Here is a 12,786-nt window from a genome sequence, read left to right as displayed (position 1 = left end):
AAGGGACCTCATGAATCAAACGCGGACTCTCGGAACGCCACGGTTGCTGGGCATCGTCTGGCCATTTATCGCCGTTGTGTTATTTCAGGCCCTGTTGGGAGGCGTCAGTCTTTATGTATTGTCGGCGGTCCGTGGTTATGTGGCCGGTGAAAGCCTGTGGTCCAAGGGCCAGAAGGACGCCATCTATTACCTCAACCTGTATGCCGACAGTCGCGACGAGAGCAAATTTCTCAAGTACCAGCAGGCCATTGCCGTCCCTCAGGGAGGGCATGAGTTGCGACTGGCACTTGACCAGCAGCCACCCGATATCGAGGCGGCCAGGGTGGCGATTCTCAAGGGTGGCAACCATCCCGATGACGTCCCGAGCCTGATCTGGCTGTACCTCAATTTCCGCCATTTCAGCTACCTCGAAAAAGCCATCGACCTCTGGACCGTGGGTGATGCGTACCTTGATCAACTCGATGATGTCGCCAGGGACATGCACCGGCACATCAGCATCAAGCCGGCCAACCCTGCCGACATCCATCGCTGGAAGGAACAGATTTTCGCCATCAACAACGAGGTGACGCCAGCGGCGAAGGCCTTCAGCGATGCCTTGGGCGAAGGCTCGCGGATGATCCTGCGCCTGCTGCTGGCGACGAACCTGGCCACCGCCCTCGGCCTGATCGCCCTGGCGCTGCTGCGCACGCACAAGCTGCTCAAGCAGCGACACGCGTTTGCCGACGCCCTGCAACTGGAGAAGGAGCGGGCGCAAATCACCCTGCAATCGATTGGCGACGCGGTGATCACCACCAATGTCGAGGGCGCGATCGCCTACATGAATCCGGCCGCCGAAGCCTTGACCCACTGGAACGCCGAACAGGCGACCGGGTTGCCGCTGGCGGCGCTGTTCAATCTGCTGGACGACAATGCCCAGGCCGATGGCTTTACCTTGATCGAGCACATCCTGAGCGGTCAGCTCAGTGGCGGCAGCGAACACTCCAAGCTCATTCAGCGCCTCGATGGCAGCACGGTGTCGGTCACCCTGGTGGGGGCGCCGATCCGTAATGCCGGGAAGGTCAGCGGTGCCGTGCTGGTGCTGCATGACATGACTCAGGAGCGGCAATACATCGCCAATCTGTCCTGGCAGGCGACCCATGATGCGTTGACCGGGCTCGCCAACCGCCGCGAGTTTGAATTCCGTCTGGAACAGGCGCTGCAGGCCCTGACGCGACAGCCTGGACGCCACGCATTGATGTTCCTCGACCTGGACCAGTTCAAGTTGGTCAACGACACCTGCGGGCACGCGGCGGGCGACGAGTTACTGCGGCATATTTGCGCGCTGTTGCAATCCGGGTTGCGCGAGAGCGACACCCTGGCCCGGTTGGGCGGTGACGAGTTCGGCATCCTGCTGGAGAACTGCGCGCCAGAGGCGGCCGAAAAAATTGCCGAGGGGCTGCGCCAGACCGTGCAGAACCTGCACTTCGTGTGGAAGGGGCGGCCGTTCGTGACCACCGTGAGCATCGGGCTGGTGCATATCAATGCGCATCCGACCACCCTTGAAGTCTCATTGCGCGCGGCCGACATGGCCTGCTACATGGCCAAGGAAAAGGGTCGCAACCGGGTTCAGGTATATCACGCCGACGACTCGGAGCTGTCCCTGCGCTTTGGCGAAATGGCCTGGGTGCAGCGCTTGCACATGGCCCTGGAAGAAGATCGTTTTTGCCTGTACGCCCAGGAAATTGCCCCGCTCGGTCATGTCGAAAAGGGCGGCGGACATATCGAGATTCTGCTGCGCCTGCATGACGAAGCCGGGCGCATGATATTGCCCGACAGTTTTATCCCGGCAGCAGAGCGTTATGGCCTGATGACTTCCCTGGATCGTTGGGTTGTACAGAACGTATTCAAGATCATTGCCCAATGTATAGCCGAGAAGCACAAAGAGCCTTTAGCGATGTGTGCGATTAATCTGTCAGGCACAACTATAGGAGATGAAGCGTTCCTGGACTTCCTGCGTCAACAGTTCATTAGTTACGCCATACCACCTGAAATAATTTGTTTTGAAATCACTGAAACCAGTGCTATTTCAAATCTTGCCAGTGCAATTAAATTCATCAATGAACTCAAAGGTTTAGGGTGCCTGTTTTCCCTGGATGACTTTTGCGCCGGTATGTCCTCGTTCGCCTACTTGAAACATTTGCCTGTAGACTTCCTGAAGATCGACGGGAGTTTCGTAAAGGATATGCTGGACGACCCGATTAACCGCGCCATGGTCGAAGTGATCAACCACATCGGTCATGTCATGGGTAAGCGTACGATTGCCGAGTTTGTTGAAACGCCCCAGATCGAGCAGGCATTGCTGGAGATCGGGGTTGATTACGCTCAAGGGTATGTCATAGAACGCCCGCATCTGTTTACCTGCGACAGCTTGAAAAGTCGTCCAGCCAGGCCGCAGCCCCTGTTGTTCAAGGCGCCCGGCACGTTCCGTTGAAGTCTCTCGTTGATCGGAACAATCACAATCAAAAGGAGCCCGACAGTGATCGAGACATTCAACCGAACCGGACCACTCATGGAAGCTGCAAGTTATCCCGACTGGGCCCAGCGCCTGATTCAGGATTGCAGCGCGAGTAAGCGCCGGGTTGTAGAGCACGAGCTGTATCAGCGCATGCGAGATAACAGACTCAGCGCCAGGACGATGCGCCAGTACCTGATCGGTGGCTGGCCCGTGGTCGAACAGTTCGCGTTATACATGGCACAGAACCTGACCAAGACCCGTTTTGCCCGCCACCCGGGTGAAGACATGGCGCGTCGCTGGTTGATGCGCAACATTCGTGTCGAACTCAACCATGCCGACTACTGGGTGAACTGGAGCCGTGCCCACGGCGTCAGCCTGGAAGATCTGCAGGCGCAGCAGGTAGCCCCTGAACTTCACGCCTTGAGCCATTGGTGCTGGCACACCAGTTCTTCAGACTCACTGATCGTTGCCATTGCCGCCACCAATTACGCCATCGAAGGCGCGACCGGTGAGTGGTCGGCGGTGGTCTGTTCCAATGGTCTTTATGCGGCAGCCTTCCCCGAGGAGGATCGCAAGCGGGCCATGAAGTGGCTGAAGATGCATGCCCAGTACGACGATGCCCACCCGTGGGAAGCGCTGGAAATCATCTGCACCCTGGCCGGCATGAACCCGAGCAAGTCATTGCAGGTGGAATTGCGCCAGGCCGTGTGCAAGAGCTACGACTACATGTTCCTGTTCCTGGAACGTTGCATGCAGCTGGAGCATTCGGAAAAGGCCCCGGTGATGCGTGAGCGCTTGGAGATGGCCGAAAGCTGATCGTTGAACGCCCATGAAAAAGCCCGCCCCTGGTGACAGGGGCGGGCTTTTTTACAGGTGTCAGGCGCTGACTTTAAGCCCCACCAGCCCGGTGATGATCAACGCCACGCTGGCCAGGCGGACCAGCGCCATGGATTCGCCAAACAGAATGATGCCGGCGATCACGGTGCCGACGGCACCCACTCCGGTCCAGATCGCATAGGCCGTGCCCAGTGGCAATTCCTTCATGGCCAGGCCCAGCAAGCCAAGGCTGACGGCCATGGCCGCTACCGTGAGCGCAGTGGGCAACGGGCGGCTGAAACCATCGGTGTACTTGAGGCCAACGGCCCAGCCTACTTCGAACAGGCCCGCGAAAAACAGAATGATCCAGGACAAGGAAGACCTCCATCGATTGACGGGGTCGTCCCCAGGTTAATGACTCGATCGAGCCGCGAGGTCGTCCTCGCGTTGCGCAATATAGTGCCCAGCATTAACCGGGGGATCAAGTTTTGCTGATCAGTCAGCTGCCTGCTGAGCCGCGACCTGGCGATCCTGCTTCTCGCTCATGCGACGGAAGTAGGTCGAGAGCAACGCCCCGGAAATGTTGTGCCACACACTGAACAGAGCGCTCGGCACCGCCGCCAGCGGTGAGAAGTGCGCGCTGGCCAGGGCCGCGCCCAGCCCGGAGTTCTGCATGCCGACTTCCAGCGCCAGGGATTTGCGCTGGGCCAGTGGCAACTTGAACAGGCGCCCGGTGAAGTAACCCAGCAGGTAACCGAAGCTGTTGTGCAGCATGACCACGGCCATGATCAACAGTCCCGACTCGGCAATTTTCGCCTGGCTGGCGGCCACTACGGCGGTGACGATGATCACGATACTCACCACCGAAACCAGGGGCAACACGTCCACCGCGTGGCGAACCTTGTCGCCGAGCACGCGCTGGGCAACCACACCCAACACGATCGGCAGCAACACCACCTGCAGGATCGACCAGAACAGCTCCATGAACGACACCGGCAACCAGGCCGAAGCCAGCAGCCAGATCAGGGCCGGGGTCAGCAGCGGAGCGAGGAGGGTGGTCACGGCAGCGATGGCCACCGATAACGCCAGGTCGCCGCGGGCCAGCCAGGTCATTACGTTCGACGAGGTGCCGCTTGGACAGCAGCCGACCAGAATCACGCCAACGGCGATCTCTGGCGGCAAATGGAACGCCTGGCAAAGCAACCACGCCACGCCGGGCATGATCACGAAGTGCGCCACCACGCCCAGGGCCACGCGCCACGGGTGGCGGGCGACTTCGGCGAAGTCTTCGAGCTTGAGGGTCAGGCCCATGCCGAACATCACCAGCCCCAGCAACGGCACGATGGCGCCTTTGAGGCCAATGAACCAGGCCGGTTGCAGGAACGCCACGACGGCGAAAATCAGTACCCAGTAGGCGAAGGTGTTGCCGACAAAACGACTCAATGCAGCCAGTGCACGCATGGCCAGATCCTTATTGTATGAAATACGCGGTTTTCTGTAGGAGCTGGCTTGCCAGCGAAGGGGCCCTCAAGCTTTGAGGCGGAACGTCGGACGCCTTCGCTGGCAAGCCAGCTCCTACAAGGGGCACGCGGTGTTATTGGCCCACCGCGTACCGGGTTTAGATCCCCTGCGGTGTCTCTTCCCCACCCAACGCTTCAACCAATGCCGGCAGGAAATCACCGAAGGTCAGCATCATCAGGGTGAAGCTGGCGTCCAGTTGGCCGAGGGCTTCATCGCCACCGTCCTGTTCCGCCTGGTCTTGCAGCAGGTCTTCGAACTTCAGGCGCTTGACCACCATCTTGTCGTCGAGGACGAAAGACAGTTTGTCCTGCCAGGCCAGCGACAGCTGAGTGACCACTTTGCCAGTGCTCAGGTGCAGCTGGATTTCTTCGCTGGTCAGGTCCTGGCGCTTGCAACGCACGATGCCGCCATCTTCGTGGGTGTCGCGCAGTTCGCACTCGTCCAGCACAAAGAAGTCGTCCGCGGCTTTCTGGGTGGTGACCCACTCGGTCATGGTCGCGGTCGGGGACATCTTCACGGTCAGCGGGCGTACCGGCAGGGTGCCGATCACTTCACGCAGGGTGGACAACAGGTCCTCGGCACGTTTCGGGCTGGCCGAGTTAACCAGGATCAGGCCCTGTTTCGGCGCGATGGCGGCGAAGGTCGAGGAGCGACGAATAAAGGCGCGCGGCAGGAAGGCCTGGATGATTTCATCCTTGATCTGGTCGCGTTCCTTCTTATAGACCTTGCGCATTTGCTCGGCTTCGATCTCTTCGACCTTTTCCTTCACCGCGTCACGCACGACGCTGCCCGGCAGGATGCGTTCTTCCTTGCGTGCGCTGATCAGCAGGAAATCACCGCTGACGTGCACCAGCGGGGCATCTTCGCCCTTGCCGAACGGCGCGACGAAACCGTAGGTGGTCAACTCCTGGCTTGCACATGGACGCGCCAGCTTGGTGGCCAGTGCAGTCTCCAACGCCTCGGCATCAACAGGCAGATCTTGGGTCAGGCGATAGATAAGCAGGTTTTTGAACCACATGGGGTGAGTCTCTCCTTTATACAAAGGGGGGCATTATTGTCTTCCGTGTGCCATAGGCCAACCCTTCTCTAAGCCTTTGGAAGGCATGAAAAAATTAATTAAAAAAGTGCTTGCCAGAGGTGGGGGCGCTCCGTAGAATGCGCGCCACACCGAAGCGAAGGGTGATTAGCTCAGCTGGGAGAGCGTCTGCCTTACAAGCAGAATGTCGGCGGTTCGATCCCGTCATCACCCACCATTCGTTTCAAGTGTTTAGCGCAGCGGTAGTTCAGTCGGTTAGAATACCGGCCTGTCACGCCGGGGGTCGCGGGTTCGAGTCCCGTCCGCTGCGCCATATTCGGTAACCTGGACCACTGAACACCAGGTCACCACGGAAAAACCCGCCAAGGCGGGTTTTTTTCTGCCTCAAGTTTGTACGTTGTACCCGCGGGATGTGTCGTTTCACCGGTTTTCAGATTTTTTTGAAAAAAACTTCAAATAAATCAACACTTTATGAAAACTTGTGGCATAATGCGTCCCGTAACGAAGCGAAGGGTGATTAGCTCAGCTGGGAGAGCGTCTGCCTTACAAGCAGAATGTCGGCGGTTCGATCCCGTCATCACCCACCATTCGTTTCAAGCGTTTCGCGCAGCGGTAGTTCAGTCGGTTAGAATACCGGCCTGTCACGCCGGGGGTCGCGGGTTCGAGTCCCGTCCGCTGCGCCATATTCGGTAACCTGGAGCACTGAACGCCAGGTCACTACAGAAAGCCCGCTTAGTGCGGGCTTTTTGCTGTCTGGGTTTTGGCTTGATCGTTCCCACGCTCTGCGTGGGAATGCCGCCAGGGACGCTCCGCGTTCCGCTGACGACGCCTGACGTGAGCCCTGCGCAACGGTGACGCGGAGCGTCACAGGATGCATTCCCACGCAGAGCGTGGGAACGATCAGTATAAACGCGGCGCCCTCAGGTCCTTCGTCGGAACGCTGCCCGGAGCATGCTCGCTCCTACATACCTTGATTACGAGCGTGGCGGTAATCGCTGACCGCTTCATAAACCGCTTTGCGCAACCGGTTGATCCCGCCAATGGGGCGGTGCGCCTCAAGCCCGAACCATGGGTTGAAGGACAAATTATCGCATTGCAGGTTCTGCGCCGGCGTATCGAAGTCCTGGGCCGGTACCTTGATCCGCGCCACCGTCTGGAACGGCGCATCGCTTTCCTGCCACTCAATGCTGGTGTCCTCGATCGGCATGTACTTACCCGGGTCCTGCCGCTGTATCTGCAAGACAAAACACGCGGGCATCCGGTCAGTCGATAACTGCTGGTACAGCGCATTGCGCAGGAAATTCGGCAACTTGTGATTCTGCGCCGGCAGGGAATAGGCCGGGCAACTGCCAGGATCCGGCATGACCCGAAACTTGGCATTGGCCTCACCGAACTTGTAGGGCGACACCGAAAAGTAAGTCGTGCGCGTCGGGCTGTCGGGGGCAGGGGAGAGTGTCGCGAGGGCGATGAACAGATGGCGGACTTGCCAGGTGCACGGGTCCCAGCTCGGGAAGAACGCCAGCGCCTTCTGGCCGTCCGCCTGGGCGGCCACATTCTGACGATACTCGGCGACATCGCTGACAAAGAAGTTCGGATGACTGAACATCACGAAGTCCTGTTCAGCCCGGCCCGGTTGATCGCCCAGCAGCTGTTTGCCCGGCACATCGTGCAACTTGATCGCCATGCCCCGTGCATCGCGGATACTGTCGAATTGAGGGTAGGCGTTACCGTTGGACAGGCGCATCGTCGCCTGCCAGGTCTTGCCCGGTTCGCTGAATACACCCTGACGCAGTTCTCCCGCCAGCTCCGGCAATACCTGCACCTGGGCCTTCACGCAGCCGTGGGCCTTGGCGTGGGCATCGCGCAGGTAGCGGGTGTTTTCACGGTGCTGGTCGACGATACGCACCGCCGTCTGGATGATGGCCTGGGTCATCGCGGCTTCGCCGTCGGGGATCAGCTCCTGCGCTGACACCGGCCCACGGTGCTGCCAGGCGAACCACGCCGTGGCCACTGCCCAGCAGAGCAACCCCAGGCCCAACAACCAGAGCAGGGTCTTGCCGAGAAAGGCGCCCAGGCGCGTCCACAGGCGATTCATGGCAGTTGCGCCTCCAAGGGGCCGCCCAGAACTTTCAAATACTCCAGCAGTGCCCAGCGCTCTTCGGGTTGCAGCAAGCGGCCGATCACGCCGTTGCCACGCTTGCCGGCGCGGAATTCGTGCCCGCTGTTGTGATTGCCGGTAATGCGCGTGTCGAACACAAAGCCATTGGTAAAGGCCTCGGTGCGATAGCCCAAATGCCGCGGGTCGTACTCGAAGGTGCCTTTGTAAAAGGTGGTGTCGCGTTCGTCCTGGGGCGACAGCAATTGATAAATGTTCGGCACCGAACCGTTGTGCAGGAAGGGCGGCGTTGCCCATATGCCCGCCAGGGGCCGGGCTTTGTAGGCGCGTAGTTCCTGGACCCCGATCGGCAAGCCAAAGCCATCCATGTCCGCGCGCTCGGTCGGCGTGACGGCGGCCTCGCGATAGGCGCGGTTGCCGACGAATGCCGTGACGTAGGCCAGGCCCTTGGCGACCGACAACTGGCTCAGGTCCAAAGGCTCGGTGGGTATTGGATGCAGTTGTACGTCCAGCTGCGCCAGCTCGGCCGGGTCCCATTGCAAGACGGTCAGGTCGAAGCGGTGATCGGCGATATTGTTGGCGGCGCCCGGGTCGGTGCCGATCACCTCCACGGGCAGCATTTTCAGCTGTTGCACCGGACGCCCTGTGCTGAGGCTGACCCGCGGTACGTGGCAGCCGGCGCAGTTCTCGCTGAACAACGCGCGACCCTTGGCGGCAAGCGGTTTGTCCACCGCGCCCAGCCATTCTTCCGGCCAGGCGGGCGGCTTGAGGCCTTGCAGGGTTTGTTCGATCAGGTGCAGATCACGCACCCGGACGCTGGACGGATAACGATTGTTGCCCTTGAGTGGCTGCCCGCTGCCATCGAAAAAGTTCAGCGTGGCGCCCACCCCCAAAGCTTCACCGATGTTGCGTGCCATGGGCTGCTGCGCCGAGCCGTTCCACTGCACCCAGTCGAAGGTCCACATGTCCCACAACTGTGGGTAGTCGACGGGGGCGTTGGCCACGCGGTAGTTGGCGGGGGAAATCGCGTCGCCGAAGCTGGCGTTGGCGATGCGCCCGAACGCGTCGGCACGTCCGGGACCTTCTTCGGTGGGGTAAAGCCCGCGATGGGTGTCGTTCCAGGCCACCTTGAGGAAGGTGTCTAGGGAGCTCTTGAAGGCCGCGCGCAGCGCCTGCTGTCCGGTCTCGTAGTCAGGGCCCAGGACCTTGCGCGCGAAACGCTCGAACTTCCAGGGGTTGTAGTAAGTGGAAGCCAGGCTCGCCACCAGTGCCTGGCCAAAACTGCCGCCCTGCAAGGTGGGCACACTTGAGGGCAGCACATGCTGCGCGGAACCGCCGTCGATGCGCACGGCTTGACCGTTCAGGCGCAGTTCACCGGTGTGACAGGCCGCACAGGTAATATCCAGAAATGTATCCGCACTGCCGGGATTCTGATGCCGTGCGAAGCCCACGGGCAGGTTGCCGGGGTTGTCCGACGTGGGTTTCTGCCCGGGGTCGATCAGGAAACCGAAGCGCGCAAGGTAGTGCGGATCGGCGAATCGTTGTTGCGAAAAGGGCAGTTCCAGGGCGGTGAACCAGTCGTAGTGCAAGCCCTTGACCTGAGTACCCTGGGGCGTGAAATAGTAACGCTGGCGGTCGTCGCTGCTCCATTGGTCCAGGTAATGTACCTGTTGCGCGGCCGCGTGGCGCGGCAGTTTCGGGTTGGCGACGTAGTACAGGATCACGGCCAGGGCGATGGCCACCAGGGCAACGATCAGGCCCAGCAAGCGGAGCAAGAGGCGCATGTTGACCATCCGTGTCGAGTTTTCTACCGTTATGCCTCAGGGTCAGGGTTGCGGCAAGAGGCCATTACGCCAGACGTTCAGCCTCCCGGCGTGCAAGATGACAGAAGTTTCATCATCCACATGGCGAAATGCGTTTAAACACCTGAACTTATCGCCAGTTTGCGGCTCTCATGCCGGTAGCCATTGGTCGTGGCCGCCTGATAAGCTCGCGACTTTACTCGATTGCCCTTTAGGCGCATGAACAAGGAAATAGCATGAAACAGCATCGGTTGGCGGCGGCGGTGGCCCTGGTTAGCCTGGTACTTGCGGGTTGCGACTCGCAAACCAGCGTAGAGCTGAAAACCCCGGCGCAAAAAGCTTCCTACGGAATTGGCCTGAACATGGGCAAGAGCCTGGCTCAGGAAGGCATGGATGATCTGGACTCCAAAGCCGTTGCCCAGGGCATCGAAGATGCGGTCGGCAAGAAAGAACAGAAACTCAAGGATGAAGAATTGGTAGAAGCCTTCGCCGCGCTGCAAAAGCGTGCCGAAGAGCGTATGGCCAAGATGAGCGAAGAGTCGGCAGCCGCCGGCAAGAAATTCCTCGAAGAAAACGCCAAGAAAGCTGGCGTCGTGACCACCGCTTCCGGCCTGCAATATGAAGTGGAAAAGAAAGCCGATGGCGCCCAGCCGAAGCCGACTGACGTAGTGACCGTTCACTACACCGGCAAGCTGACCAATGGCACCGTTTTCGACAGCTCCGTCGAGCGCGGCAGCCCGATCGATCTGCCGGTCAGCGGTGTGATCCCGGGTTGGGTCGAAGGCCTGCAACTGATGCACGTCGGCGAGAAGTACAAGCTGTACATTCCAAGCGAACTGGCTTACGGCGCGCAAAGCCCAAGCCCGGCGATCCCGGCCAACTCGGTCCTGGTGTTCGACCTGGAACTGCTGGCCATCAAGGATCCAGCCAAAGAAGACGCCGCCAAGTAATCCGCGTCTGCTTTAACGACAACGCCTCGCTCACGCGGGGCGTTGTTGCATCTGGCCTTCTGAATGGGTAAACAAAGCGAACAGTTGCCGTACACTGAAGTCATAGTCAGTGTGGGGGCCGTGCCTAACCTTCGGCAGACCTCCAAGTCAATGAAATATTGGGGTTTTTTTAGATGGGTAAAAAACGCCCGATCTGAGTTCAGCCCTTATGCAGCGGGCCTTTCAGCCATGAAAAGGGGCTCTGTTCACAAGGTTATCCACAATTTGTGTGGATAACATTCCTGTCGGAGGCGTCATGAAAGCACCCTGGAATTTTGCTCGTTTCCTGCCCCTGGCCGGACGCCTGCTCGCCCGTGGGCGCTTGCCGACCTTGCTGTTTGCGGTGGCCAGTAAAAGTGCCAGCCAGGGTAACCGGTTGGGCAAGCTCAAGGATGATCTGCGCCTGTTGCAGGCGCTGTGCCTGGCGTACTGGCGCGGCGAATACCGGGCCATCAGTCCCAAGGCGCTGCTATCGGTGGTCGCCGGCCTGATGTATTTCCTCAGCCCGGTCGATGCCATTCCGGATTTCCTGCCGCTGTTCGGCATGATCGATGACATCGCCGTGCTGGCCTGGCTGATGAAAGTCCTCGACGATGAACTCAACGCCTTCCGCACCTGGCGCAAACGCCAGGTCCCGGAAAAGCTCGCCGTGGTCGAACGCCTGCCCGACACCCCTGAGCAGCTCAGGCTGCAGAAGCCGAAAAAAACCTGATTCGATCCCGTCTGAGCTTCAGATAGATAGCCCCCGCGACCTTAGCCGCTGTTAGGATTACACTTCTAGGGAAAAGTGCTGACTCGCTAAGTGTTGTTGTCCTACGGGGTAGTCATGGATATTCAGATAATTACACGCGAAGGCGAGCCCGAATACGCGGTTCTGCCATGGGCTCAGTATCAGGCTCTACTGAAAGCAGCAGGCATCAACGAAGCACCGTCACGTCCGGCCCCGACGCCGCTCGCGACCACACCAGACGCCATTCTTCCGGGTCTGGATCAACTACGCAGTTTGCGCGAAGGGAAGGGCATCGCCATCGAGGCGCTGGCCCGCACGGTAGGCATCAGCCCGTCTTACCTGGCCATGATCGAAAGTGGCGAGCGTCTGCCCGACGCCGCGATTCGCCGCAGCCTGGCCTGGGAATTGACGGTGCCAGGGTGGAGGGATGAATCGTGAGCGTACGCATCAGTCGTCACCATTGGGACGGATTGCTGGGCGAGCTGGATCAGGCGCGCCGTCAGCGTCATCTCCTGACTTATCGGGCATTGCTGGAGCGTTTGCAGCTTCCTACGCCCGCCATGCAAACCCTGACCGCCGCACTTGAGCATCTGGCCGCGCTGGATGCCAAGGCCGAACAGCCGCTGCGCAGCTCGCTGGTGATCAGCCAGGGGGCCAGCCGCTTGCCGCGTACCGGATTCTTCGAATGCGTCGAGCGCCTGGGGCGTTTCACCGGCCCGTCCGACGGCGTCGCCGCCGCCTCGTGGCACGCCTCGGAAGTGGTTCGCGTATTCGAATACGAGTACCCCGAATCGGCGGAAGCCTGAGTGTTCCTGCGGCTCAAGGCGCGGGCCGGCTACTGGCTGGCCCGCCGGTTGTTTCATTGGCCATGGTTCGTACGCCAGCCCCGCGGATGGAGCTGGATGGAGGGTCAGTTCGCACGCATGGCGAACCTGGGCGATGTCGACGCGCAGAGTTTCTATGGGCACATCCTGACCTTTCGTGGCGTCGGCCTGGGCGCGCGGGAAGAGGGTATTCGGCTGTTGCGCCTGGCGGCGTTGGCTGGAGATGGCAAGGCGGCTTATCAGGTGGGTGTGATCAGCCTGGCCGGTAGCCCGAGCAAGGCGCCTGACCCGGCAGAAGCGGCGCGGTTCTGGGCAATGGCGGCCAAGGCCGGGCATCCGCTGGCGCAGATGAAGCTGCAAGAGCTGGCATCGCGCGGATCCGCCCATTAATCCAGTCTGTTGGGTGAGTGGGGATCTGCCCTACGCCTACGTGCGACTTTACCGACTTCTTTCCTGAA

The 12,786-nt window shown here is 60.1% G+C and carries 12 protein-coding genes and 4 tRNA genes; 11 read left to right on the top strand and 5 right to left on the bottom strand.

The window, feature by feature from the left end:
* Nucleotides 1–10 precede the first annotated feature (10 nt).
* A complete protein-coding gene (locus HFK74_RS05330) occupies nucleotides 11–2,470 on the top strand; it encodes an EAL domain-containing protein (RefSeq protein WP_180202641.1) in 2,460 nt (819 codons plus the stop codon).
* Nucleotides 2,471–2,515: 45 nt separating this feature from the next.
* The gene (locus tag HFK74_RS05325) at nucleotides 2,516–3,310 is read left to right on the top strand and encodes an iron-containing redox enzyme family protein (RefSeq protein WP_180202640.1); all 795 of its coding nucleotides are present in this window, start codon (nucleotides 2,516–2,518) and stop codon (nucleotides 3,308–3,310) included.
* A gap of 60 nt (nucleotides 3,311–3,370) precedes the next feature.
* Here the strand turns inward: HFK74_RS05325 and sugE are convergent, their stop codons facing one another.
* From sugE to rdgC, 3 genes are all read right to left on the bottom strand, one after another.
* Entirely contained in the window at nucleotides 3,371–3,685 is a 315-nt protein-coding gene (gene sugE, locus HFK74_RS05320; RefSeq protein WP_008060873.1) for a quaternary ammonium compound efflux SMR transporter SugE, read from the bottom strand.
* Between the two features lie 120 nt (nucleotides 3,686–3,805).
* Entirely contained in the window at nucleotides 3,806–4,771 is a 966-nt protein-coding gene (locus tag HFK74_RS05315) for a bile acid:sodium symporter family protein (RefSeq protein ID WP_180202639.1), read from the bottom strand.
* A gap of 157 nt (nucleotides 4,772–4,928) precedes the next feature.
* Complete coding sequence (gene rdgC, locus HFK74_RS05310) at nucleotides 4,929–5,849, bottom strand: recombination-associated protein RdgC (protein WP_008060875.1); 921 nt, start codon at nucleotides 5,847–5,849, stop codon at nucleotides 4,929–4,931.
* Nucleotides 5,850–6,008: 159 nt separating this feature from the next.
* On the opposite strand from rdgC, the gene HFK74_RS05305 reads away from it, so the two are divergent.
* From HFK74_RS05305 to HFK74_RS05290, 4 genes are all read left to right on the top strand, one after another.
* Nucleotides 6,009–6,084 (top strand) — tRNA-Val (locus tag HFK74_RS05305).
* A 19-nt stretch (nucleotides 6,085–6,103) separates the two neighbouring features.
* Nucleotides 6,104–6,180: transfer RNA gene (locus tag HFK74_RS05300), tRNA-Asp, on the top strand.
* 198 nt (nucleotides 6,181–6,378) lie between these two features.
* A tRNA-Val gene (locus HFK74_RS05295) sits at nucleotides 6,379–6,454 on the top strand.
* A 19-nt stretch (nucleotides 6,455–6,473) separates the two neighbouring features.
* Nucleotides 6,474–6,550, top strand: a tRNA-Asp gene (locus HFK74_RS05290).
* A gap of 278 nt (nucleotides 6,551–6,828) precedes the next feature.
* On the opposite strand, the gene HFK74_RS05285 is transcribed toward HFK74_RS05290, so the two are convergent.
* Together HFK74_RS05285 and HFK74_RS05280 are read right to left on the bottom strand one after the other, a co-directional pair.
* On the bottom strand, nucleotides 6,829–7,962 hold the full coding sequence (locus HFK74_RS05285) for a catalase family protein (protein ID WP_180202638.1): 1,134 nt from the start codon (nucleotides 7,960–7,962) through the stop codon (nucleotides 6,829–6,831).
* Nucleotides 7,959–9,767, bottom strand: a complete 1,809-nt coding sequence (locus tag HFK74_RS05280; RefSeq protein WP_180202637.1) for a di-heme-cytochrome C peroxidase — start codon at nucleotides 9,765–9,767, stop codon at nucleotides 7,959–7,961. The genes HFK74_RS05285 and HFK74_RS05280 overlap by 4 nt, the downstream gene beginning before the upstream one ends.
* Nucleotides 9,768–10,021: 254 nt before the next feature.
* Here HFK74_RS05280 and HFK74_RS05275 point away from each other — a divergent pair, with 254 nt between their 5' ends.
* The 5 genes from HFK74_RS05275 to HFK74_RS05255 all read left to right on the top strand — a co-directional run bounded on the left by HFK74_RS05275 (nucleotide 10,022) and on the right by HFK74_RS05255 (nucleotide 12,718).
* On the top strand, nucleotides 10,022–10,735 hold the full coding sequence (locus HFK74_RS05275) for an FKBP-type peptidyl-prolyl cis-trans isomerase (RefSeq protein ID WP_008060887.1): 714 nt from the start codon (nucleotides 10,022–10,024) through the stop codon (nucleotides 10,733–10,735).
* Between the two features lie 295 nt (nucleotides 10,736–11,030).
* Nucleotides 11,031–11,486, top strand: coding sequence for a YkvA family protein (locus HFK74_RS05270; protein ID WP_180202636.1), 456 nt, complete (start codon nucleotides 11,031–11,033; stop codon nucleotides 11,484–11,486).
* 114 nt (nucleotides 11,487–11,600) lie between these two features.
* The gene (locus HFK74_RS05265; RefSeq protein ID WP_008060890.1) at nucleotides 11,601–11,942 is read left to right on the top strand and encodes a helix-turn-helix transcriptional regulator; all 342 of its coding nucleotides are present in this window, start codon (nucleotides 11,601–11,603) and stop codon (nucleotides 11,940–11,942) included.
* Nucleotides 11,939–12,310: a hypothetical protein gene (locus HFK74_RS05260; protein WP_008060892.1), complete on the top strand. Its 372-nt coding sequence runs from the start codon at nucleotides 11,939–11,941 to the stop codon at nucleotides 12,308–12,310. Before HFK74_RS05265 ends, HFK74_RS05260 begins: the two co-directional genes overlap by 4 nt.
* Nucleotides 12,311–12,718, top strand: a complete 408-nt coding sequence (locus HFK74_RS05255; protein WP_180202635.1) for a sel1 repeat family protein — start codon at nucleotides 12,311–12,313, stop codon at nucleotides 12,716–12,718.
* Nucleotides 12,719–12,786: the final 68 nt, after the last annotated feature.

Source organism: Pseudomonas sp. SbOxS1 (assembly GCF_013416725.1).
In the GTDB taxonomy this organism is placed as follows: domain Bacteria; phylum Pseudomonadota; class Gammaproteobacteria; order Pseudomonadales; family Pseudomonadaceae; genus Aquipseudomonas.
The sequence above is the reverse complement of the archived record's forward strand: the minus strand, read 5'-3'. Positions and strand labels throughout refer to the sequence as shown.